Annotated in this window: 25 protein-coding genes; 10 read left to right on the top strand and 15 right to left on the bottom strand. The window is 37.5% G+C overall.

Annotated elements, in window-relative coordinates; genetic code table 11:
* Positions 1 to 47: 47 nt before the first annotated feature.
* Complete coding sequence (locus AC3WJG_RS21840) at positions 48 to 1,838, top strand: transglycosylase domain-containing protein (RefSeq protein ID WP_028409124.1); 1,791 nt, start codon at positions 48 to 50, stop codon at positions 1,836 to 1,838.
* A 34-nt stretch (positions 1,839 to 1,872) separates the two neighbouring features.
* Here AC3WJG_RS21840 and AC3WJG_RS21835 read toward each other — a convergent pair whose 3' ends face one another.
* Together AC3WJG_RS21835 and AC3WJG_RS21830 are read right to left on the bottom strand one after the other, a co-directional pair.
* Entirely contained in the window at positions 1,873 to 3,204 is a 1,332-nt protein-coding gene (locus AC3WJG_RS21835) for a polysaccharide biosynthesis protein (protein WP_028409125.1), read from the bottom strand.
* Positions 3,205 to 3,498: 294 nt separating this feature from the next.
* Positions 3,499 to 4,416, bottom strand: coding sequence for a DMT family transporter (locus tag AC3WJG_RS21830; RefSeq protein ID WP_102813059.1), 918 nt, complete (start codon positions 4,414 to 4,416; stop codon positions 3,499 to 3,501).
* A 150-nt stretch (positions 4,417 to 4,566) separates the two neighbouring features.
* Here AC3WJG_RS21830 and AC3WJG_RS21825 point away from each other — a divergent pair, with 150 nt between their 5' ends.
* Complete coding sequence (locus AC3WJG_RS21825; RefSeq protein ID WP_028409127.1) at positions 4,567 to 5,943, top strand: aminotransferase-like domain-containing protein; 1,377 nt, start codon at positions 4,567 to 4,569, stop codon at positions 5,941 to 5,943.
* Between the two features lie 63 nt (positions 5,944 to 6,006).
* Here AC3WJG_RS21825 and AC3WJG_RS21820 read toward each other — a convergent pair whose 3' ends face one another.
* A complete protein-coding gene (locus AC3WJG_RS21820) occupies positions 6,007 to 6,405 on the bottom strand; it encodes a FixH family protein (RefSeq protein ID WP_028409128.1) in 399 nt (132 codons plus the stop codon).
* Positions 6,406 to 6,555: 150 nt separating this feature from the next.
* Between AC3WJG_RS21820 and AC3WJG_RS21815 the strand changes: the two genes are divergently transcribed.
* Positions 6,556 to 7,134 (top strand): hypothetical protein, encoded by a 579-nt coding sequence (locus tag AC3WJG_RS21815; protein ID WP_028409129.1) that lies wholly within the window; start codon positions 6,556 to 6,558, stop codon positions 7,132 to 7,134.
* 98 nt (positions 7,135 to 7,232) lie between these two features.
* Entirely contained in the window at positions 7,233 to 7,898 is a 666-nt protein-coding gene (locus tag AC3WJG_RS21810; protein WP_102813060.1) for a type 1 glutamine amidotransferase domain-containing protein, read from the top strand.
* A gap of 41 nt (positions 7,899 to 7,939) precedes the next feature.
* Here AC3WJG_RS21810 and AC3WJG_RS21805 read toward each other — a convergent pair whose 3' ends face one another.
* Positions 7,940 to 9,667 (bottom strand): ABC transporter ATP-binding protein, encoded by a 1,728-nt coding sequence (locus AC3WJG_RS21805; RefSeq protein ID WP_098248150.1) that lies wholly within the window; start codon positions 9,665 to 9,667, stop codon positions 7,940 to 7,942.
* Positions 9,668 to 9,886: 219 nt separating this feature from the next.
* Here AC3WJG_RS21805 and AC3WJG_RS21800 point away from each other — a divergent pair, with 219 nt between their 5' ends.
* Entirely contained in the window at positions 9,887 to 10,075 is a 189-nt protein-coding gene (locus tag AC3WJG_RS21800; RefSeq protein ID WP_060746963.1) for a hypothetical protein, read from the top strand.
* Between the two features lie 31 nt (positions 10,076 to 10,106).
* Here AC3WJG_RS21800 and AC3WJG_RS21795 read toward each other — a convergent pair whose 3' ends face one another.
* Both AC3WJG_RS21795 and AC3WJG_RS21790 read right to left on the bottom strand, forming a co-directional pair.
* Positions 10,107 to 11,168, bottom strand: a complete 1,062-nt coding sequence (locus tag AC3WJG_RS21795; RefSeq protein ID WP_225049447.1) for a copper resistance D family protein — start codon at positions 11,166 to 11,168, stop codon at positions 10,107 to 10,109.
* 4 nt (positions 11,169 to 11,172) lie between these two features.
* Entirely contained in the window at positions 11,173 to 11,733 is a 561-nt protein-coding gene (locus AC3WJG_RS21790) for a copper resistance CopC family protein (protein ID WP_098248148.1), read from the bottom strand.
* A 284-nt stretch (positions 11,734 to 12,017) separates the two neighbouring features.
* Here AC3WJG_RS21790 and AC3WJG_RS21785 point away from each other — a divergent pair, with 284 nt between their 5' ends.
* Positions 12,018 to 12,287 carry a CPCC family cysteine-rich protein gene (locus AC3WJG_RS21785; RefSeq protein WP_013057680.1) on the top strand — a complete coding sequence of 90 codons (270 nt, stop codon included), beginning with the start codon at positions 12,018 to 12,020 and terminating at the stop codon, positions 12,285 to 12,287.
* A 51-nt stretch (positions 12,288 to 12,338) separates the two neighbouring features.
* On the opposite strand, the gene AC3WJG_RS21780 is transcribed toward AC3WJG_RS21785, so the two are convergent.
* The 3 genes from AC3WJG_RS21780 to AC3WJG_RS21770 form a co-directional block, all read right to left on the bottom strand.
* Positions 12,339 to 13,040, bottom strand: coding sequence for a poly-gamma-glutamate hydrolase family protein (locus AC3WJG_RS21780; protein WP_028409134.1), 702 nt, complete (start codon positions 13,038 to 13,040; stop codon positions 12,339 to 12,341).
* Positions 13,041 to 13,595: 555 nt separating this feature from the next.
* A complete protein-coding gene (locus tag AC3WJG_RS21775) occupies positions 13,596 to 13,769 on the bottom strand; it encodes a hypothetical protein (protein WP_165574973.1) in 174 nt (57 codons plus the stop codon).
* A 93-nt stretch (positions 13,770 to 13,862) separates the two neighbouring features.
* On the bottom strand, positions 13,863 to 14,144 hold the full coding sequence (locus tag AC3WJG_RS21770; protein WP_013057684.1) for a hypothetical protein: 282 nt from the start codon (positions 14,142 to 14,144) through the stop codon (positions 13,863 to 13,865).
* Positions 14,145 to 14,336: 192 nt separating this feature from the next.
* Here AC3WJG_RS21770 and AC3WJG_RS21765 point away from each other — a divergent pair, with 192 nt between their 5' ends.
* Positions 14,337 to 14,789 carry a Dps family protein gene (locus AC3WJG_RS21765; protein ID WP_028409135.1) on the top strand — a complete coding sequence of 151 codons (453 nt, stop codon included), beginning with the start codon at positions 14,337 to 14,339 and terminating at the stop codon, positions 14,787 to 14,789.
* A gap of 22 nt (positions 14,790 to 14,811) precedes the next feature.
* Here AC3WJG_RS21765 and AC3WJG_RS21760 read toward each other — a convergent pair whose 3' ends face one another.
* Complete coding sequence (locus tag AC3WJG_RS21760; protein WP_102813063.1) at positions 14,812 to 15,363, bottom strand: hypothetical protein; 552 nt, start codon at positions 15,361 to 15,363, stop codon at positions 14,812 to 14,814.
* Between the two features lie 208 nt (positions 15,364 to 15,571).
* Between AC3WJG_RS21760 and AC3WJG_RS21755 the strand changes: the two genes are divergently transcribed.
* Together AC3WJG_RS21755 and AC3WJG_RS21750 are read left to right on the top strand one after the other, a co-directional pair.
* Positions 15,572 to 16,204, top strand: a complete 633-nt coding sequence (locus tag AC3WJG_RS21755) for a spore coat protein (protein WP_028409137.1) — start codon at positions 15,572 to 15,574, stop codon at positions 16,202 to 16,204.
* A 650-nt stretch (positions 16,205 to 16,854) separates the two neighbouring features.
* Entirely contained in the window at positions 16,855 to 18,180 is a 1,326-nt protein-coding gene (locus AC3WJG_RS21750; protein ID WP_060746966.1) for a hemolysin family protein, read from the top strand.
* 29 nt (positions 18,181 to 18,209) lie between these two features.
* On the opposite strand, the gene AC3WJG_RS21745 is transcribed toward AC3WJG_RS21750, so the two are convergent.
* From AC3WJG_RS21745 to AC3WJG_RS21725, 5 genes are all read right to left on the bottom strand, one after another.
* Positions 18,210 to 19,163 (bottom strand): sporulation protein, encoded by a 954-nt coding sequence (locus tag AC3WJG_RS21745; RefSeq protein WP_028409139.1) that lies wholly within the window; start codon positions 19,161 to 19,163, stop codon positions 18,210 to 18,212.
* A 139-nt stretch (positions 19,164 to 19,302) separates the two neighbouring features.
* On the bottom strand, positions 19,303 to 19,803 hold the full coding sequence (locus AC3WJG_RS21740; RefSeq protein WP_337134104.1) for a hypothetical protein: 501 nt from the start codon (positions 19,801 to 19,803) through the stop codon (positions 19,303 to 19,305).
* Positions 19,804 to 19,981: 178 nt separating this feature from the next.
* A complete protein-coding gene (locus tag AC3WJG_RS21735) occupies positions 19,982 to 20,401 on the bottom strand; it encodes a CBS domain-containing protein (RefSeq protein WP_013057690.1) in 420 nt (139 codons plus the stop codon).
* 340 nt (positions 20,402 to 20,741) lie between these two features.
* The gene (locus AC3WJG_RS21730) at positions 20,742 to 21,713 is read right to left on the bottom strand and encodes an extracellular catalytic domain type 1 short-chain-length polyhydroxyalkanoate depolymerase (protein WP_028409141.1); all 972 of its coding nucleotides are present in this window, start codon (positions 21,711 to 21,713) and stop codon (positions 20,742 to 20,744) included.
* A gap of 366 nt (positions 21,714 to 22,079) precedes the next feature.
* Positions 22,080 to 22,238: a hypothetical protein gene (locus AC3WJG_RS21725; protein ID WP_337134105.1), complete on the bottom strand. Its 159-nt coding sequence runs from the start codon at positions 22,236 to 22,238 to the stop codon at positions 22,080 to 22,082.
* 127 nt (positions 22,239 to 22,365) lie between these two features.
* On the opposite strand from AC3WJG_RS21725, the gene AC3WJG_RS21720 reads away from it, so the two are divergent.
* The gene (locus AC3WJG_RS21720) at positions 22,366 to 23,910 is read left to right on the top strand and encodes an FAD-dependent oxidoreductase (protein ID WP_337134106.1); all 1,545 of its coding nucleotides are present in this window, start codon (positions 22,366 to 22,368) and stop codon (positions 23,908 to 23,910) included.
* Positions 23,911 to 23,925: the final 15 nt, after the last annotated feature.

Here is a 23,925-nt window from a genome sequence, read left to right as displayed (position 1 = left end):
GTAGCTATGTGTGAACATGGAATTATTACTTAGTGGAGTGAACCAACATGAGGAAATTTATTTTAGCCTTTTTAGTCGTTGTTTTAATTGTAATGCTGGGAGTTACCTATGTATTAAAGCAATTTCAGCAAACGGCTGATTTATCTTACTCGAAACTGCAGTCGGTTCAAAGTACGGTAGTCTATGACAAAAATGACCGTAAGATTGACGAATTGTATAAAACCGTTCCCCGTCAAAATGTTTCGAGCAATGAAATTCCCGATTATGTAAAAATGGCGTTTGTTGCAACGGAAGACCGTCGCTTTTACAAGCATTTTGGGATTGATTTACAAGGTATTGGCCGCGCCCTTTTTAAGAACATTGTAACAATGAGTAAAGCTGAAGGCGCAAGTACCATTACACAGCAGTTAGCAAGAAATCTTTACTTATCTAGTGATAAGACCATTAAACGTAAAGTAGATGAAATGTTTCTATCACTAGGCTTAGAAAGACAATTTACAAAAGATCAAATTTTGGAATTATATTTAAATCAAATTTATTTCGGAAGCGGTGTATATGGTATTGGTGCAGCTTCTCAGCTTTATTTTAATAAGCCTGTATCAGATTTAACCGTAGGCGAAGCTGCGCTTTTAGCGGGACTGCCAAAAGCGCCGAGTACGTATTCACCAAGCAATAGTACAGAAAAAGCGACAGCCCGACGAAACGTTGTATTGAAACTGATGCATGACCAAAACGTTATTAGCGATACTCAGTATCAGCAAGCGTTAAACGAACGTGTAGTCGAGCCTAGTGTTCCTGTTAAAAAACCGAACTCTAATCAAGCATTTATTGATTATGTAATTAAAGAAGCTGCTCAACAGTATGGCGTATCTGCTGATGACCTTTATAAGGGTGGTTATGCCATTTATACAGATTTAGATCCTAATTTACAGGAATCGATTAATAACTCTGTAGCAAATCATACGTTCCGAGATGATGCCATCAACAGCAAAGTAGAGGTTGGAATTTCAGCTGTCAACCCTAAAACAGGTGGGATTTCAGCGATGTATGGAGGACGCAGCTATGAGCGAAACGGCTTAAACCGTGCTACAAGCGGCTATCAGCTTGGTTCAGCTATTAAGCCTTTAGCCGTATATGGCCCAGCCTTAGAAACTGGAGATTATACACCAACTTCACTCTTAAGTGACGAACGACAAGACTTTGGCGGTGGTTATAGCCCTAAAAACGCAGAAGGTGAATATCAAAAGCATGTGACAATGCGTGAAGCACTTACTCGTTCACTCAACGTTCCAGCTGTTTGGCTTTTAAAACAAATTGGTATTGATACAAGCGCAAAATTTATGGAAAAAGCTGGACTTCCTCTTGAAGATGACGATAAGTCAAAATTAGGGCTTGCTCTTGGAGGAACGACGACAACGTTCTCTCCCCTTCAGTTAGCACAAGGATATACAACTTTTGCTAACAAAGGTGTTATGACTAAGCCGTACGCAATTCGAAAAATTGAGATGCGCGACGGTGAAGTGAAAAAGCCAGACATTCAGACAGAGAGAGTAATGAGTGAAGAAAATGCGGATACAATGACATCCATGCTGCAAGATGTGATTGAAAAAAGCTATGGAACAGGTGTTAACGCTCGTTCTTCCCGAGATGCTGCAGGTAAAACTGGTACAACCAACGATGTCAAAGATGCTTGGTTTGTCGGGTATACCGATGATGCAGTCGTTTCTATCCACGCTGGCTTTGATAATGCTAATTCTACGCAAACAACGAAATACTTATCAGGCGGCGGCGGACAAGACCCTGCTACACTGTTTAGCTCAATTATGAATAACTGGTAACAAAAAAACCTCCAACTTCACCGTTGGAGGTTTTTTAAGATAAATGCGTTTTATGCTTAAGTGAAAAAAAGGAAACGTTGATGACTTTGCAAATCGTTACATAATGCAGAACGGTCAAGACAACCACGCCACAGTTCATTCCGATAATAATTCCCTGCATGCCAATATTTGTTTGTGATCCTAAGAAAAACATCAGGGAAAAAGATACAATATGAGACCAAATCGTATGATAAAAAGCATCTTTTACATAGCCAAGTCCAATTAAATAAGCTTGAAGCGGAACAGCAAAGAAGTGAAAAAGAAAATACGGCCATAAAGCCTTTAGATAGTACACGGCCTCTGTAGAATGAAAAAACAAGTTAGTAAGTGGCTCAGCAAAGAAATACATTGCCACTATAGACGGAATCCCATATAAAAATGTCATTTGCATACTTTGAGTCAAAAGTCTTTGAAGCTGTTCTTCCTGATTTTTCGCATGAGCTTCAGATACAGCAGGTATTAGTGCTACTAAAAGAGAATGAGCAAAGAAAGCTGGAAAAAAGCCGATCGACATCGCTACACCTGTTAGCATACCAAAATGCTGCGTGGCCCCGGTTAAAGTCATGCCCGACAAAACGAGCGCGTGTTTGATTAAAAACGGCTGAACAGCATTACATACCGCATTAAATAAACGCAGTCCCGTGGTCGGAAGTGAGACGCCTAACAGCTTTTTCCGAATCTCACTTGGAGAAAGCAAAGGTCTGTGCCCTCTTGATAAAACACTTAACTGAGTAACATACGTGATAAAAAAATAAAGTAAAATAACAGCTTCGGTTCCAATTAGCGTACAAATCGCAATAAACAGCGACATTTTAACATCTGTGAAAGCAAACATTTGAAAAACAACAAATAAAATCGTTAGCTGAAAGGCTTTGCGGATAAAATTAGACACGGCGATAGTCGTCATATTATTTTTACCCGTAAAATATCCACGAAGCACGGCTGAAAATGAAACAACCGGAATGAAACATAGTACAACCCATTTTAAGTAAGGATGATAGTGACTGAAAAATGGAAAGGCTGCTAATACGGCCAGTGTAATAAAAAAGATTCCCAAGCTCACAGCAGTCGCAAAAATGGTGGCATGCTTCATCATATGCTGATGTTCTTTGCGGTGATGTTCGGCCAAAAATTTAGAAATAGAAATAGGCAGTTCTAAGTTGGCTACGGTGGCAATAAGAAAAATGATAGGAAGAACAGTCATGTACATGCCCATGCCTTCCCTTCCTAATTCTCTAGCAAGTACCATATTTACAAGAAATTCAATTAACTCTCCTGCAAAGGCAGCACCTGCTAGAATAAACGTTCCCTTCAAAAAAGTGTTCATCTCGTTATCTCCTCTATCTCCCGTCCTTTTTCATCACTACCTCTTCTCTCTATGTATATGACAAGCCCAATCCGAATTATTTATCTAATTGTATTTTTTCGGTGTACAAGTTCTTGTATAATGTTCAACCTATGTGAAAAAAAACCGTTATATGCCTTTTTCACATAGGAAATTCATTCATTTCTTATACTTTGGCTCTTGAGACTTACATAGAAAAACAGAAGACCGAATGAATCTGCTGATTGCTAATGGGAATAGAGCATGTTGTTTTAATGTAACAAATTCACATATTAGTTAAGCGTCTTTATTCACTATTTTCTGTGGATGCACTTCTTTTTTTGACACCGAAGCGTTTTTGCCTAGTACAACCGAAAAGACAACAATTATTGCTATAGCAAGAGTAAAAAGTGTAATTGTTTCACCTAGAAATAGAGCTGCAAACAGAATCATTAAAAATGGCTGTAAATATTGAACCTGGCTAACTCTGGCTATTCCACCCATAGCCATCCCGCTGTACCAAGCAACATATGCTAAAAATTGACTCACTACTGAGAGATAAATCAAACTAACCCACGCTTGTAAAGGCGCATGGAGCATTTCAGCTGTAATGCTTAGTCCTACTGGAATCATAAAAAATGGTGCACCGATGATAATGGCCCAAGCAATTACTTGCCAGCTGCCTAATTCTCTTGCTAGCCCCCCTCCTTCTGCATAGCTCAGTCCAAGTATCAGCACCGCTGCTAGTAAAGCTGCATCGGCAAACTGCAGTTGACCGAATCCGAGGTGAAGAGCATACACGATAACAGCTGCCGAACCGATTATACTTGAGACCCAGAATTTTAAAGAAGGACGTTCACCCCCTCTAAACATCGCAAAACCGGCTGTGGCTAATGGTAAAAGAGCGAGTTCAACCGCTCCGTGAGAAACAGGCAATGATTTCATTGCCCAAGAAGTGAGCAAAGGAAACCCTAAAACTGCGCCTAAAGCGACGATCACCAGACTTTTAAATTGGCGAAGAGAAGGAAATTTTTCTTTTCGTACAATCAATATCACAGCTACTAAAACAGCAGCTACAGCTGTTCTTCCTAAACCAGCGACTGTCGTTCCGAAATACTTGACTGCAATGCTTGTAGAAGGAAGGGTTAAGCTAAAACAGATAACGCCTACTAATCCCAACAATACGCCCATTTTCTCTCTAATTTCTTTTTGCATCTTACCCTACCCCTGTCTTTTTATTTTTCAGAACTGTACCATTTTTCTAAAAAAAGTTCTGATATAATTAAAAGGATAGCGCAGGACAACTAGTAAAATAAATCATTCTTTTACCTATCTGTAAGGGTACAAATTAAAGGAGTAGGACCTATGAGTTTAAAATATCTGAAAATCATGGAAGAAATTAAGCTTGGCCTAGCAAATGGATCGTTTATTGCAGGTGGTAAACTCCCTTCTGTTCGCCGACTCTCCCAACATTTTTCGTGCAGCAAGAATACCGTTATCAAAGCGTACAGCGAACTAGAAAAAGAGCATTTAATTTATTCTGTTCCTAAAAGCGGCTACTACGTTGTGGCAGAATTTCAACATAAGACGAATGAAAATGAAGTGATTGATTTCTTGTCTGCTGGTCCAGATAAAAACGTTATGCCTTATCTTGAATTTCAGCATTGTATAAACCAAGCGATTGAACACTACAAAGAAGAGCTTTTTACATACTCTGATCAACAAGGCTCTTACTCATTGCGGGTACAGTTAGTGAAACACTTGCAGAACTTACAGGTGTTCACTCAAGCTGAAAGGTTAGTTGTTGTATCCGGGTCTCAGCAAGCTCTTCACTTACTAGTTTCTATGCCCTTTCCAAATGGGAAAAATAATATCCTAATTGAACAGCCCACTTATTTCGGTTTTATCGAGTCTCTTACGCTGCACCAAGCTACTACTTTTGGGATTGAGCTATCAATGGAAGGGATTGATCTTGATCGTTTGGAGTACATTTTTCGAAATAATGATATAAAATTTTTCTACATTATTCCAAGATTTCACAATCCTCTTGGGCATTGTTATACAAATTTTGAGAAGAAAAAAATCGTGGAGCTAGCCGAAAAATACGATGTATATATAGTGGAAGATGACTTTTTGGGCGACCTTGATCCCGATGCAAAATCAGATCCTTTATTTTCTTTTAATCCTTGTGGACGAGTTATTTACATTAAAAGCTTTTCGAAAATCTTTCTTCCTGGGTTACGTATTGCTGCTGTCGTGCTTCCTTCGTTAATGAATAGCAACTTTTTACGATATAAATTCAGTTCAGATTTTAATAGTTCAGCGCTTTCCCAAGGTGCTCTTGAAATTTATTTGAAAAGCGGCATGTTTACGAGTCATCTTAAAAAGATAAAAGAGGTATACCATACCAAAATGCAAACTCTTGTAGAAGCATGTGATTCACTCCTACCCGCTTATACACATTTTTCTAAACCAACTTCAGGATTCTATTTATCCATTAGTTTGCCTGAGCATGTGACAGCAAAACAGATCGTTCACATGCTAAACGAGCAGCACATATATGTTGATGATGCCTCTAGATTTTTTTTACCAGAATACAAACGAGACACTCTTCTCCGATTAAGCATCTCACAAGTAGATACGAATACGATCAAACGAGGAATTGAACAGCTGGCTCAGTGCATTACTTTAATTGATGATAGAAAACATCATCCTATTCCAAATAACCTTTTCCCCTTGTAGAATGGGAATTCAATGGACATACTAAACGAAAAGAAGCCAAGGAATTAGCATCCTTGACTTTTTTTATTTAACCGTAACGGTTATAAGAGGCATGTTATGCGTCCCTTTTGCAGAAACATGTGATTGCACGGTATATGTGCCAGGCTCAGAGAAAGATGTTTGTATTTCATATACACCTTCTCCTATTTGTTTAGGCTTTAACATCTTCCCTTTTCCTTCGCCATCTTTTTTCTCTATTTCAAATTCAATCATTTCAACATCATCATTTTTTACTTTTTCGTCTCCATATGTAACTTCGGCTTTGTAGATACCGCTTTCATTTTTCTGTAACGCCTCTGGGCCTTGAAGATTTACGTCCAACGGTTTTGGCTGCACAGCATTTGTGCTTTGAGCAGGTTCCTGACCACAGGCCGTTAAAAGTAAACAAAGACTGATTATAGATATACTTATTCTTTTTTTCATGTATTCATCTCCTTTTTAAACCTTTTGTTTAACTATAACGCGTATTGCAAAGAAAAAAATGAATTTTTCTAAAAAAGAAGGGTTTTTAAAGATTTTTTAAGAAAAAAAGTTCATACTGATACTAACTAGTTTTTTCCAAGGAGGAAGAAAATGAATTCAGCTAAATCTCCAGCTAAAAAATCATGGTTACAGACATTAATTAAAAATAAAAGCGAGCGTAAAAAAGTAATCTTTATCTTTACTATCTCTTTTTTACTAGTCGTAGCAGGGCTTATTTACATCCCTATTTATAAACATTCCCTTCCACTCGATTCTAAAATATATGAAGGAAATTTTAAAGAGCTTGGTTCAATTGCACGAATTGGTTTCTTTGCAGCTTTAGCCATTTATCCTATTTTTTTATTACTAAAATGGAAACCGTTATCGCACATAAAAAAAGGAAATTTTGAGTTAAAGCCGCTTATCCAATTTTTAGCCAAGTATGTTCGTCAGTGGCACGTTCCAATTGCTCTTATATCAACGGCTTTGATTATTTTGCATGGTTATATGGCTTTAATAAAAGGATTTCAAGCAAATTTTACGTACTTTTCAGGAATTATTACGATGGCTGTTCTAGCTTGTTTACTCGTGATGGGCGTGAAGCGCTATAAGCGTACAGATAAAAAGTGGCATCTTAAATTTGCTATCTCTTTTTTGGTTTTGTTTATGATTCACGCTACCTTTTCATAACTTGCCATTGTTTAAAGTTTTTTTATATAGGGTACAGTTCACAATGAATACATGATATGTATCACTATACGTTTTTACATCATTTAGGAGGTATAAACATGGCAAGAGTGTTAGCTGTATTATCAAGCGGATACGAAGAGAAAGATTATCACACAGGTTGGTGGGCAGAAGAATTATTTGCTCCGCTGCAAAAGCTTGAGGACGCAGGGCACACCGTTGATTTAGCCTCACCTTTTGGAGGTAAGCCGGAAGTAGACGTTCGAAGTATTTCAGAAGACTTTGATCCAGACGGAACGTATAAGAAATTATATGAATCAGGAAGAGCGGATCAGACAATGAAACTTGAAGAAGTAGAGGCTGAGAACTATGACGTTATTTTAGTAGTAGGCGGCCATGGCGCTATGTTTGACTTAGCAAAAAATGTGGACTTGCATGCACTTATGAACAAAGTGTACGACAACGGAGGTATTTTAGCAGCTGAGTGTCACGGACCTTCTGTTTTTGCTTTCTTGAAAGGATCCGATGATGAACTGTTAATTAAAGGACTAGACGTAACCGGTTATCCTGATGAAATTGAACCGGAAGAAGTACTTCCCTTTTTACCATACAGTTTAGAACAAGAACTTCGTGAAGTGGCTAACTACATCCCTGAGATGGATAAAAAAGCATATGCCGTTTGGGCAAATGATCAAATTGTCACAAGCCGAGATCCTTTTTCTTCTGAGTTAATGGGTGATGAATTAGTTAAAAAGCTAAATAAATAAACAAAAAAAGACTGCTTGAAAGCAGTCTTTTTTTGTTTGTTCTATAGGGATGTTTGAAACTGCTGCTCTACCAAACGCCGGTAAAAAGCATGAGAGGCTAACAGCTCTTTATGCGTTCCGCTTCCTGTAACTCTCCCTTCTTCTATTACAACAATTTGGTCTGCATTAATGACCGTAGATAGACGATGGGCAATGACGAGTGATGTGCGCTCTTTCATTACCGTTTCCAATGACTCTTGCACAAGCTTTTCTGATTCGGAGTCCAAGCTAGCTGTCGCTTCGTCCAGTAGTAAAAACTGGGGATTGCGTAACAGCGCTCGGGCAATTGCAATACGCTGTCGCTGTCCTCCTGAGAGATTAATACCTCTTTCTCCAATCATTGTTTCATATTGATCTTCAAAGGACTGAATGAAATGATGAGCATTCGCTAACTTCGCTGCTTCTTCTATTTCTTCATCCTCCACATGCCGCTCTAATCCGTAAATGAGATTTTCTCGAATTGTTCCTGCTAAAATCGGAGAATCCTGCTGAACATAGCTAAACAGGTGACGCCACGAACGTAAGTTGACGTTTTGACTGTCTGTTCCATCCAAGAATATGCGCCCCGATGAAGGCTCATAAAAGCGTTCGATAAGTGAAAAAACAGTAGATTTTCCAGCTCCGCTAGGTCCAACAAAAGCGGTAACTTCTCCTTTTTTAGCAGAAAATGAAACTTCCTGCAATACTGGTTTATCTTCATATTGAAAAGCAACTTTATCGAACCTTAAACTCCCTACCTGTTCAAGCACTTCTCCATTTTCATAGTTCTCTTCTTTCTCAGCTAATATATCAAAGATTCTTTCTGAAGCTCCTTTAGTTTGCTGAAAGCTCGTAACAAATCGGGTAAGTGAACCAACCGGAACCATAATTTGAAAAAGGTAAAGAACAAAAGCCACCAGCTCTCCTGCAGTGATAAATCCCTCACTCACCCGGTATGCACCAAACCCGACGATGGCAATCATAACAGCGGTCATCACCGTGCTAATAATCGGGGTAATGATCGCTTCAATTTTAGCTCTCTTTACACCGAAGAGGTAGAGTGACTGAAACGATTGTAAGCCGGAATCAACTTCTTTTTTCTCTGAACCGGATACTTTAATCAAGCGGATTTCACTCAGCATTTGAGCTAAAAAAGCCGTAAGCTTGGACATTTTATCCTGCTGCTCACGTGAAATTTTATGTATTTTTCTCGCTAGGGGCATAACCAGTACAAACATAACGGGAATAACCGCTAATAAAATGAGCGTCATGGGTACATCAAGCGTAAATAAAATAACAATGGCAACGATAATAGATAAAATGTTTTTAACAAAGTCAATCATTTCTGTTGACAATAAATTCATCACAATGGTTGTATCATTTGTAATGCGGCTTACCATTTCACCGGAACGGTTTTGGTCGTAAAATGAAACCGGAAGCTTTATGAGCTTGTTCCACACTTTATGTCTGAGTTCTTTTACAACACCTTGCCCTACTTGAGCAAGGAGATAAAGAGATAATGCGCTTGTTACCATTTGAGCAGCAAATAAACCAAGGAGTCCTGCTACAAGCTGCAGTGAGACGCCTACCGCAATTTTCTCCATCACTTCTTTAATCACAAGAGGAATAGAAAGCGACGCTCCGGTATTAATTAAGGCCAGTATGAACGAAATGAGTAGCTTTCCTGTCGGAGGGTTCGTTAGCAACCATAATTTTTTAAATGAAAAATGAATTCCTTTTTGCGTATTCATCTTAGTTCCTTTCTAATTCTTTTAATAGGTGGTATACACACTTTAGGCAGACACCACACAATTTACCTTCAAAGTTCTATCTTATTTTACACCATTTCCTTTCTAAACCTGAACATCTAAGCTTTTACCTATTTTTTAAACTCGTCTATACGAAAATGACAAGCTGGTCATATACTATGGTACACTGAATTCTTTTACTAGATGAGAGGTTGAATAAGAATGTCTGTTTATATTAAATCTATTTCTATTGGCACAATTTCTGGCGGGATCGTTATTTTTGGAAACGCAGGAAATATATCGCCTCCAAGCGGATCTGGTTCTAGCTCTGGTTCTGGTTCTAGTTCCCAAATGCCGATGCCTCCTTCTCCGGGAAAAGGCCCGAGAGATAACACCACTTTTAATGGCTAATAAAAAAACAGTGAGGTAATTCTCACTGTTTTTAGACTTGAATACTTGTCATCATCGCAATATAAAAAGCAAAAACAAACAAACCCGCACTTAATACGCTAAGCCATACTGTCTTTTTGTAAAAACAAATAAATAAATACACAAAAAACAGCAGTGCGACAAATAAGAACAGAATTCCTACAACCGTTACGTGAAAAGTTAGAGGAAGCGTCACTTGCTTTCCATAGATAAACGGAAGAATCGATGAATCCATTGCCATATGACTTATATTAGTTGGCGGCGATTGCGTCACCATCATAGCTGTAAATAAAAAAATGATAAGCAAAATAATGCTTTCTGCTCGAATCCACATCACGGGCTTATATTCTGGATGTTTTATCGTTTTTTTCATAAGAAAGCCATTGATGACGGCAAATGCAAGCAGCGGAATAATCGTAATATGCTTTAGTAAAAGAGACTGCCCGTAATCTGTAGCCCATGAATTTACATAGTTGGACAGGCCCATGATAATGACCATCGAAATGAACCCACTTAATGAAAGAAGCACAAAACAAGCGATTGCAAAAGGAGTAAACCAGCTTAAGAAACTTTTCCAATTGGAGGTTTCTTTTGAAAAAGCGGCAACAATCAGAACCACCCCTCCCCACAGTCCAACTGCTAAAATATGAAGAGAATGAGAAAGCATGCCGCTAAGCGCAGAAGCGGATGCTGCGTGACTTGCGTAGGCGATTCCTCCCACTAAGGCTACAGTCAGTAATGTATACATATGAGGGTGGCTCTCTATTGACACAGCAACCATACATAAAATAGCAATCAGCACAACAAAGATCCAGGCGTGTCCCGTTCTTGTTTCCAATAATACAAGACGAACTGTTTCACCTAACCCTCTTATTTTTGAAAAAGATAAAATAATCTCAAGCGAATTTCCAACCGAAAAAATAGCGACAGCCGCTGCACTTGCAAGTAGCCATCGCTTTGATAATAAAATTGTTGGCTTTTTTGTAAGAGGTACATATTGCAGTACGGCAAATCCTAATAGTAAGGAAAGACCTACGTATGTGAACCACTCAAAAACAGGCAACAAAATACTCATCTTTTTAAGCCTTTTTCTTCCTGAAGATTAAGAGTAATGCTCCAACCACCACTACAATAGCAATAATCATGATAACAAAAAACGATGAAGAATCATTGTTCTCTGTTTTTTCATCACTTGCTACTGCACTTTTTTTGTGCTGTTTGGATTGCGTGGCGTCTTGCTTTTTTTCACTATCTTTTCCGGCTGCTTGAGTATTCTCTTCTTTCGCTTCATCTTTCACATCTACCTTAAAAGCAATCGAATCTTTCATTACATGACCATCTTCCCCTACAATTTCCCAGTCCACTGTGTAAGATCCGTTTTCAAGAGGCTGATCGACAGAAGCTATTAAATCATGACCCTCTACTTTTTGCGATGCAAGTGAAATTTTTTGTCCATCTTTTGTAACGGTTACAGTACTGATTTTCTCGATGTGTGTTTCAAAGGTTAATTTAATTTCTTTTAGAGGAGCTGTAACAGTTGCACCATTTTCCGGCACGGTTGTTTGCACATGTGTATGAGCGAAACTAACTGTCGGAACAGCTAAAAAGCATGCTAAAAGTAAACCTATTATTTTTTTCATATTTATGACTCCCTATCTCTTTTTTCTTTTTTCATCATATCCAAAAATGTTTTTATGTAGACGTTTCCGAACACGATCTATTTTCCTAGTAAGTGTACTCCTTTTTTACTCAGTCTCACAATAACTATTACCAATTCGTTATAAAATGTTCACAAATCCTAAGGCATATGCCGCTGTAATTTTTTTGAATATTCTTTCAGACTATCCTTGAATATAGTAAAATAGTTAAATAAGATGGCTGACTTTTTTCTAGCTTAAAATCCCATACAGAAAGGATAGAAACAATGAAAAAGTATACATGCCCTTGCTGTGGTTATCAATCGTTAGACAGTGATGGTGACTATGATATTTGTGAGATATGTTTTTGGGAAGACGATCCGTACCAAAAGCTGAATGCCAACGAATTAGGAGCCAACTCTATTTCTTTAATAGAAGCTCAGGAAAATTTTATAGTTTATGGAGCGTGTAATAAAGAAAGCTTACAGCACGTGAGAAAGCCTTCTGTTCAAGATGTAAAAGATTTTAACTGGAAACCTATTATAAGTCACGAATAGCAAAACTAGTTTATAAAAAAAGAATGCTTGCGAAAGCATTCTTTTTTGGATTCAGTAAGAAGTGGAAACGAATGTAGAAAGCAAATTTGTAAACTTATAAAAAGTTTGAGTTTTAGACGAAACTCTTCCTTTTGAAGTGAATGAATCAAACATAGCACTTCGCAGCGGTTGGCTAATCTCTAATTGAATACTTTTCCCGGTACGATTTTTATTTGCAATATTTCCAGGGTTAATGCCTGCAATCTCATCGTGTCCTTTTGTAATCAGTTCCGCCGGAAATCCATTTTGATTTAATAATTGCGTTAATTTTTTTGCGCGCTCCCGATCAGTCCCGCCCACAAAAATATGTTTTTCGTTCCCAGAATACCCGTGAAGAGATAAAACATTATCATACTTGCTTACCATCTTACGCGCTGTGGGCTCATCAAAATGAGTGCTTGTGAGGTGCAGGTCTCGTGATCCTTTCGACTTTAACGATTCGAATAGGTAAAGAGCATTTTGTTTGCTAAGCTCTTTGGCAATTTCGCTTGTCCCACCTTCAATTCCTCCACCGTGTGGAGCAAAGATAAGGACAGAGCTTTTCGTTTCTTTGGTCGTCACTTTATAGCTAGCTGAAGACTCATTCTGTGAGAGCTGCTTGAAATTTTGATATTTATCAGTTGATGCACTAGATGTATCTTGAAAAGGTGAAATGAATAAAACGAGTAGACAGATACATAAGGTAGAGAAACTTACTAAACGATAGCTTTTCAATTTGTACTCCTGCTTTCTTTTGTGTAATAAGACCTAAAACATTAGGAACCTAAAAAACCCAAAAATAATATTTAAAGTAGTCTTATTTACTTATCGTTACAAATTGTAATTTATTTAATAGTTCTTAATACCTATTTATGCTGTTTTAAAAAAACTTCAGCGCATATTCACTGAAGTTTTTTTACTTTTTTTGTTTTTATTTATTTAAAGCAAGCGCCAAACTAATTTTATCCAGCCAAAGAAGGCGATCCATAAAGGTATGCTCAAAGATGTTCCCCACGCTAAACCAATTAAGAAGTTTCCTCTTTCAATCATACAAACCACTCCTTATGAACATTGTAGGTGAACAAGTACCATTCTATACCTTCACTATAACAGAAAGCGCTTTCATTTGATAGTCACTTACACGTTTTTAGTGCTATATTCATACAGAAAACCGGATTTCAAGTAGATAAAGGGCGATATATAAGAAAATGAATAATTGCAAGGTGTAAAAGTATAATAATCTACTAAAAAAAAGAAACCTTCTTTGAAGGCTTCTTTTCTAGGTGTTTTTTATTGTTCGCCGCTGCGCTGCAAGCGATTCTCAATAAATAGGCGCTCAACAAATTTATTTAGCTGTGCTTGATACAAACGGCGCTCATCTAGCGATTTTGCGTCTTGTATTTGCTGCTTAAATCGTTTGATTTGCTGTCTTTGTTCAACCGTTACATGATGAGAAAGAAGCATAGGTCCCCCTCCATTTCACTAACGTTTAAATTAAGTAAACCAAGGTTTACCAAAACAAACAACAAACCTGTTAGCTTCTCTTACATACATTTTTTATTCAGCCTCTTTAGCCCCAACTAATGCTAAACCTGGACCGTACGGCGTTGTATGAACATCTAACATTAATTCATTTGTATAAGGCACAATAGAAGCTTCCATTGCTACTTGTACTCCATCGACTTCATACATTTCATCATTTTCAAAAGGCTCTTCAAAAGCTAACCCAATATTAGGGATTTCACAGCTAATTCCTTTGAAATACAAACGAATTCCTGTTATCTCCTGTTCTTCAAGTATATTGTTAATTAATTGTTTTGCTTCTGGTGTAATATGCATGACTAAACCTTCTTCCTTTCAATACTCTTGCTCTATCCTATCATATCTCTAGAGTTTTTAAAGAGAATAATTATGATTTAAAAGCATTCTTATTATTATTTAATAATTATTATAAATAAGTATTGATTTTAATTTGATATTTGATATAATATAAACATAAGATAACAACAACTCATTAGGAGGCTATTAACTATGAATTTAGAAAACGTATTGAACCAACAAATTGCCGATTTTAACGTATTGTATACGAAGCTTCATCGCTTTCACTGGTATGTAAAAGGGCCTCAATTTTTTACGCTTCATGAAAAATTTGAAGAATTCTATAATGAGACGGCGGACTATATAGATGAATATGCAGAACGGTTACTAGCCATTGGAGGAAGTCCAATTGCTACAATGAAGCAATTTTTACAAGCAGCTACTCTTTCTGAAGATGGAAACGAGCAAACGAGTGAAGAAATGGTAGAAACTTTAATTAATGATTATATGCTACTTGTTAAAAACTTAAAAAACGCAGTTGAAAAAGCTGAAGCAGCACACGATCACGTAACAGCTGACTTATTCATTGGAACAATCGGCAACATTGAAAAACATATTTGGATGCTAAAAGCTGCTTTACCTGTAAAAACATCCGTAAACGCATAAAAAGAGCCTAACCGGCTCTTTTTTACGTTTGTTGATTTACTTTTTTTTGTCTTTGCAGCCACATAAAAAAAGACATATCATCGTGAATGTCATCTTCTAGCACAGCCTTATAGACATGATCACTCGTATAATAGCGATTATATCCGCTTTGCTGTTTGAAAAATAAAATGCATTCCCGCTTCTTTTCAGTGAGAAGTGATTTTAATAACTCTTGTTTCTCAACTTTGTCCTTCACGATATTTTCTGGAAGCACGGAAATATCAAGTTTCCACTCTTCTCCCTTCTGAATCATATACACACTCCACTGATACTTATCTTGTTCATTAGCAAATATCATCTTATAAGGGTTAAAACGCTTTGTAAGCTGATACCCCATGTGAAAAACAGATTCTTCATCCATTTCATCATTTCCTACGTAAAAATTAATGATGCGATTTGTCATGACATTTAATTCAAAACTCTCCCCTGAGAGAGGACAACCATATTCTCTTAACAGATCCAATAAATGATTGGATACCACCAGTTGATTTGCTTCGTGTTTTAATTCACTTGAGTATGACAGCAGCTCATTCATGTTTTTTGATTCCCCTATCTATAGATCGTGAATTGTTATTGATATTCGCTTTTTTTTTATAAAACCCTTTCACTTTTATCCTTTAATTAAATAACTAGTTGTAAATTAAGTTATGTAGAGCAACATTTTATGAATAAATCAAGTTTGAGTATAAAACCTGAAGAAGTTTAAAGACTATAGTCGATACCGATTTTAAGGAGGACTTAGTATGAATAATCACGAACTTCCTACAAACATGCAAACTGGAGCTATCCCCCCTCAATTGAACCATGGAGGGCATGAACTATTTGACGTTCATGAAACACTTGCCGGTTCGATTAATGTAATGGATCAGTTTATGATGTTTAGGCAATATGTAAAAGAACAAGAGCTGCTTGATATCATTGATCGGCAATATCAGTTTATTTTAAACGAATATAATTTAATCGTAGAAGCTTTTTCTACGGGTCAAAAGCCGGCCGGTTCTACACATGTGTATAACATGAAGCAGTCTAATACCTTTATTTATGGTTTAAAGCCTTCGCAGCCTAAAAAGCCGAATCAGTCCGTGGAGGAAATTAATGAAAAAGGCATATCAGGTCATATGCTAGGTCTAATCAAGTCTCAAGCATCTCTTTTAACCATGACCGCTTTAGAAATAACAAATCCTGTTGTTCGCCGAATATTCGGAGACAGTGTTCCTAATTGGATTGAAATGGCTTATGAAATTTCTCTTTATCAAAATAAACACCATTATTATCAAGTGCCGCAGCTTGCAAAAGAAGATATGCAGCAAATGATCACAAGTTTTACAAAAGCCACTGCCTCTCCTCAGATGCCTAATAACCATAACGTGCATTAATTAAAAAGAGGCTGGGGCAAACGTATTTTAATTAAAGGAAGATCCGAACGATTCATCGTTCGGATCTTTTCATTAGTATGGTGAATATAGGTTATGTTTAGAGTAGCTTCTAGCTGTTGATTGGAGGGAAAGCGTAGCCTTGCACGGAAATCACCAGCAGTGTAACCACACGACCCGTACTAGATCATTTACTCAGTTTATTCGTCTTTAGATTGTATTGATTTTGTTATATCTCAATCTCGTTTTTTGTGTATATTTCAGAAAATGACAAAAAACTATGCATTTTGAATTATTTTCTGAATATTTGTAGTATTTTGATTAATTATGTATTATAATAAATTTAACCAATAGAAAGGAGTGAGAGATGCATCATATATACTCGGATTACAGTTAAAGGAGGTGTCATAACACGCTCGCAATACGTTTGCTAAAAGTCAGTTGAACTGTAGAGCCGATATGTGATAGACCATGATGGTAAAGTTAAGATTAATTCCCCTAAATGAACATGTAACATAATAAACTGCTTCTTATTCTTTTTAAAGATAGAAGCAGTTTTTTTATGTGCGTTTTTCTTTTCCGGATTTAATACATGTTTTCTCCACTTTGGCTAACACTTAAGATATACATTTACGTACAAGGTGGTGACTTTAATGATCGCCGTAAAATTACTATTAGTCGCAGTCTTAATTGCATTAACTGCTTTTTTTGTAGCGACAGAATTCGCTATTGTAAAAGTAAGAAGTTCAAAAATTAATCAGCTTCTAGAAGAAGGAAATAAAAAAGCCGTCTCTGCCAAACATGTTATTACGCATCTAGATGAATATCTATCCGCTTGTCAGCTTGGTATCACCATCACGGCTCTCGGGCTTGGTTGGCTTGGTGAACCGACGCTAGATCGGTTGCTTCACCCTCTTTTTACTACCTTCCATACGAATGAGCCGCTTGCTGGCATTTTATCTTTTGTCATTGCATTTGTTGTTATTACTTTTTTACATGTTGTCTTGGGAGAATTAGCTCCTAAAACGTTTGCTATTCAAATGGCTGAACAAATTACGCTGAACTTTGCAAAACCGATTATCGTGTTTTACAAACTTATGTATCCGTTCATTAAAATATTAAACGGCTCAGCTCGTATGTTGACCAAGGTTTTTGGTATAACGATGATTTCAGAAAATGAAGCTGCTCATAGTGAAGAAGAGCTGCGCATTTTGTTATCTGAGAGCTTCGAAGGCGGCGAAATTAATCAATCCGAATATCGATATATGAGTAAAATTTTTGATTTTGATGATCGTTTAGCTAAAGAAGTAATGGTCCCTCGTACGGAAATTGTGAGTGCTTCCAAAGACGACGTCGTAGAGGTTTTTTTGCAAATCGCAAATGTCGAAAAATATACGCGCTATCCAATTGTTGAAGATGGGGATAAAGATAAAGTAATCGGTCTTGTTAATATCAAAGAAATTTATAATGATATTGTATTTAACGAAAAAGACGGCACTAATACGTTAGAATCATACGTCAAGCCTATTTTTAAAGTGATTGAAACTGTACCTATTCATGACTTGCTTGTAAAGATGCAAAAAGAACGTATCCAAATGGCTATTCTTTTTGATGAGTATGGCGGAACCGCTGGGCTTGTTACAGTAGAAGATATTATTGAAGAAATTGTAGGAGAAATTCGAGATGAGTTTGATACGGACGAAATTCCTTATGTACAAAAAATTAAAGACGATCATTATATTCTTGATGGAAAAATGCTCATTAGCCAAGTAAATGATTTACTCGGTACGGATATTAGCGATGAAGAAGTAGATACCATTGCCGGGTGGGTGTTAACCGAAAAGTTTGATGTGACCAAAAATGATATCATTCAGCATGAGCAATTTTACTTTAAAGTTCTGATTATAGAGGATTTTCACATTAAGTATATAGAAGTAAAAAAAAGAAAGAAGAAAGAAAAAAAGGATGATCATCATTAATCATCCTTTTTATTTATTCAAAATCCCTTTTACCAATCGTCTCCTCCATCAAAAAAATCTCCATCCAACAGATCCTCCCCGGCTTCTTCAATATCTTCTCCAATTTCGCCAAGCGCCGAGTCTTCAAACATATCATCCATCAAATTCTCAATGAGCAGTCCGCCTAACATACCGGCTGCAAAGCCTCCCATTGCTCCTCCCAAACCGCTCATACGTGGGTGGTGTGAATGCTGATCATAGTGAGAAGGCTTATAATACTCATAGTCTCGAGGATTTTCCATCATCTCTTCCATCGCTTCTTCCAGCAAGCGAGCGATAGTGGATGGCTGGCTTAGTTCATCATTTGTAAAAAAGAGTTCGTTTTTTATTTCCCTCTCTCGGCCGAAAGAAGGCAAATCCAGCTCCAATAACACGCGAATACCTTCTCGTTCAATGGCTACCTCAAACTCAACCTCATTTACATACCCCTTTAAGAAGTCTGTAGGAAAAAATGCAAATTCTTGTTTGTATCCGTTAAATTTTCCTGAATGATGTTTTTCTCTAAACCCAAGTGCTTCAAAGCCCTCTACTAACTGATATAAGCTTTTTGGAGCTTTAATGCGCACAGGGTCCCGGTCTGTTGAGTCTACTCCCCCTTCAATATCTAAGTGTGTCTTAAAGAAATAGCTGACGTTGCTCGCAGAGATTGGAAGATCCAAAGGTAAATGATATGTAAATGGAATTTCTTTTTTCTCGCCTTCATTAATTGTAAATGAAGAAGCTGCGCGCAGGCTTTCCACACGATGTGTATGCATTTGACCGCTTTTCATTTGAACTTCAAGCCAAAATTCAACATCAATTAAATTAATATGTTGCTGAACGTTTCCACCTTGGATGATAATAGCTCCTTCAATTACATGACCGAGCGTATAGGCCGTTTCATTTAGGCGTAAATCTACTTTGGCAGCTCCAACTCCAATTTTAGCAAACATTTTTTTAAACATTTTTTTTCCTCCTCCAAAATGCTCTTACTATATATACGAAGTATACCGTTTATAAGTTTCAACTTACAAAAAAAGAACTCAATTTCTTGAGTTCTTTCTGCTAAATCAACGCTTCATTTTAATTCAATTATTTATTAAATTAAAACACCCAGCCCCAACAGCAGCGACGTCTTTTACAACCGCCGTGGTTACCGCCGTGACCTCCGCCATGACAACCTCCGTGACCTCCACCGTGGTTACCGCCATGACAACCTCCGTGACCTCCACCGTGGTTACCGCCATGACAACCTCCGTGACCTCCGCCGTGACAACCTCCGTGACCTCCACCATGACAACCTCCGTGACCTCCACCGTGGTTACCGCCGTGACCTCCGCCATGGTTACCACCATGATCTCCGCCATGGTTACCGTCGTGACCTCCGCCATGGTTACCGTCGTGACCTCCGCCATGGTTGCCACCATGATGGCATTTTTTATGTCCAGAACGATGATCATCATCATGTTTAGGACAATGATCGTTATGCTTATAATCGCTATGACAGCATTTTCCTTCATGGCTGCTTCTTGGATCATAGCCAGAAGTTTTGTAATAATACTGATTAGAACACCAGCAACACTTCTTTTTATTGTTGTAACTCACATAAACCATCCTTATCTATAAATAAGATTTATATAGGCAATTTTATACCTATATATAAATAGATTATGTAAACTAGTACAAGGAAGTGCATTGCTGTGGGCCATGACCTAAGCCTGTTTTTAGGAGTATGTACGGGGGCGATAAGACAAGAAAAAAAGCCATCTAGAGATGACTTTTTTTATATTTGATTTTTCACTTTACTTGCGCTTTCTGCATAAAACTCTAGAATTTCTCTTCTTCTCACAATTCCAATAAATACACCTTGATCATCCGTTACAGGAACAAAATTTTGGTCAATTGCCTTTGAAAGGATGTTTTGAACTTCATCATATATAGCAACTGGGTTATAATCTTGATAGCGGTCAATCTCTGTTAATTTAATATTTTCCGTATCTTGAAAGCGATAGTCTCCTAGGCTTTTTAACTTCCAAAGAAGATCCCCTTCAGTAAGAACGCCCACATATTTACCATCATCGTCAACTAGTGGAACTGTAGAATAGCGATGATACTCCATTTTTTCAAGAGCCTGTCTTAATGTGGATTGAATATTTAGTGTTACAACATCACTTTTTGGTACTAAGAAAAATGCAATATTCATTTTTTAATCTCCTTTTCCTTACCCGCTCATCTTACAATTTCTATTTATTTTTTCAGTTTTCGGCTTATTTTAATGTTTTAATCATACAAAATGCAGCTCGCAGTTATCTTACATTTACAACTATAAGCTGTCAATCCTAAGCTATGTAATTTTGACTTCTTATTTTCTTTATTACAGTACCCGTTTTCTAAATAATCAAATCCTAATTTTTAGAAAAACACGTCTAGTTAAAATAATGGTTCCTGCAGCTGCTTCTTTATACTAATAAGGGCCGGAAGAGCTACTTTCAGCTCTTCTTCTCTGCGATAAGAACGCAACTGAACCTCATTATATGCTCTGTTTATACTTGTTGACTCATGAAAAAGTCCCACATGATTCGACTAGCGTTGGGGCCTTTAGGGTCTGTATAGCTGCCCGCTGAGTTCCCTCCTGACCATGCATGACCCATTCCATTGATAATATATTTATCAATAGCCAATTCTCCCTTGCTGCTTTCGTAGCGATATGTTGTATAATCCCGTCCAAAGAGAATTTTTTCTTCTCTCGTTTTAACCGGGCTATCTTGAATCCATCCATCTATTCTTCCGTTATAAGCAAGATTATTCGTTGTAATCCACTGGTGAACCACTTGATCTGCATTGGCTACATTTACCGTAGAATCAGCGTTACCATGAAATACAATGAGCGGCAGTGGCTTTGCCCGTTTTCCCATTTGCTGATAAGCAATTCTCCCTTGTTTAACGGGGGAAGGACCTTTACTGGCCATGACAGAATACGCATTAAATACGTTAAGAGCCGCCTGATATTCGATACCTGCTGACACACCTATTCCAGCAAACAGTTCTGGATACGTTACCCCCATAACGATGCTCATTGCTCCTCCTGCTGACAGACCGGCAATAAACACTTTATTTTTCTGAATGAAGTGCATGTTTTGGACTTTTTTTACAATTCCTGCAATAATAGCTGGCTCGCCAAACCCTCTAATTTGATGAAGAGGTTCAAACCAGTTCCAGCATTTATTCATATTTGAGTTAGAAGACTGCTGTGGGTATACGACAATAAATTCCTTTTCATCGGCGAGCTCGTTCATTTGCGTGCCTATTGCAAAATCATCTGCATTTTGTGTACATCCATGCAGCATAACCATTAGTGGATAAGATTTTAAAATATGATAAGATTTAGGTAAATAGACCTTAAATTTTTTTCCTTTATGAGTATATGTTTTAAATGATTCAGATGACGCTTCTTGTTGTTCACTTGAAGACACAAGCGTTGACGTATTTATAACATTAGGTAGTGAACCCAACATGGTACCCCTCCTCTTTTTGTCAACGTTTTCATTTTTCTTCCCAATTACGTCCTGTATTACAATACTACATATTATTTCGTTTTTTTGCACGTTCTACATACTCTGAGAGTACAACTTATTTTGGTTTTAAGCCGTTTTTTATCTTCTTGAAATTTGGGATTTTTTTGCTATATATATACTTTATTACTATATATGAAAATTGTCACTATAATCATGAAAAAAGGACAAACATGCCGTTTGCCCTTTTATTTGGACCCTGATGTTTAAATACCTTTTGCCGAATTAAGCCTCTATACTTTTATTATATGATGCTCCCTATCATTTATATGAATTTATTGCTCTTCATGTTTAAATCTGTAACCTTTACTATTCCCTACTCTGCTTTTTATTCACCACTTCTATCCTAGCAAACGGCAAGGTGCAGGTGCGGAAGCCACGTTGAAAAAGAAGAATCTTGAAGAGCAAATATTTTCGTTTAACCCCTGCTTCGTTCGCAACAATCGTACAAAGGCTGATTGCAATCACTCTTTTCCCCTCCTTTTGCTTAAATAGGCACAGCAAAGAGATGCTATTAGAGTAGATTCCTTTATTTTGCATACATTTTTTAGAAAACTATGGTAAAAATAAGATTTATCATATGGAGGTGAATAAATTGGCAAATATCCCAAAGGATACTGAGCCCTACTGGCGAGATCATTTAAAGTTTCCAACATACCCATCTCTTTCAGAAAATCGAAAAGTTGATGTTGTAGTAGTAGGAGGCGGTATTAGCGGTATTACAACAGCTTATTTATTACAAAAAGAAGGGCTGAACGTGGCGTTAATTGAAGCTGATAATATTTTAAATGGTACAACCGGTCACACAACAGCAAAGATTACAGCTCAGCATGACGTTATCTATGATGAGCTGCTTTCACACATTGGCGAAGAAAAAACGCTGCTGTATTATAAAGCAAACGAACAAGCTCTGCAGTTTATGAAAAACTTAATTCAAACGGAAAACATTGACTGTGATTTTTCGGTACAAGATGCTTACTTATACGGAGAAACGCTGGAGTTTGATCATCGAGTTCGTAAAGAATTTCGAGCCTATCAGCGATTACATATTCCATGTGAATTTGCAACAGAGCTTCCTTTTAATTTTGATATTAGAGCAGCGGCTATTATGAAAGATCAAGCTCAGTTTCATCCGTTAAAATATCTGCTTCATTTAGTCAAAAAATTCACAGAAAGCGGCGGATTGATTTTTGAAAACACCGTAGCAACGGACGTAGAAGAAAGCACGTCGCCCACCGTTGTCACAAGAGACGGCCATCGAATTTCTTGCAAATATGTAGTGGCGTGTTCACACTTTCCATTTTATGATGGAGCGGGCTTTTACTATACGCGCATGTATGCCAAACGTTCGTATGTGTTAGCAGCAAAAGTTGAACAAGCTTACCCTGGAGGCATGTATTTAAGCGCTGATCAGCCTACTCATTCGCTGCGTTCAACAAAAGTTGACGGAGAAGAACTCATCTTAATTGGTGGAGAAGGCCACAAAGCTGGACAAGGAATTAATACTATGTTCCACTATGAGTCCCTTCAGAGGTTCGCTGAAGAAAATTTTACTGTTCAACATTTGCGTTATAAATGGTCTGCACAAGATTTATTTACGCTTGATAAAATTCCATATATCGGTCCCATTAAAGAAAGCAAGCCAAATATCTTTATTGCTACCGGATTTAAAAAATGGGGAATGACTCATAGCACCATTGCAGCACATATTATTCGAGATGCAATAACCGGAAAAGACAACCCATATGCAGAGTTGTATAATCCATCTCGTTTTTACGCGGACCCTAGCCTTAAGCATTTCTTTCGTCAAAATCTTGATGTGGCTGAACACTTTATTACCGGTAAGTTTTCAATGCCTGAAAAAGGACTGGATCAGCTCCAAAATGATGAAGGATCGGTCGTATATGTAAACAGCAAACGTACAGGGGCTTATAAAGATCCTCAAGGGAAGCTTCACTGCGTCGATACTACATGCACGCATTTAGGATGTGAAGTGAATTGGAACGCTGGTGACCGCACGTGGGACTGCCCTTGTCACGGTTCTCGTTTCTCTTACGACGGATCTGTGATAGAAGGCCCTGCTAAAAAGCCGCTTACACCAGTGGATGTCAATTCAAGCGATAAAAAAAGCACGCCGTAGGGCATGCTTTTTTTA

Source organism: Priestia sp. FW507-14D1A, assembly GCF_058781295.1.
The sequence above is the reverse complement of the archived record's forward strand: the minus strand, read 5'-3'. Positions and strand labels throughout refer to the sequence as shown.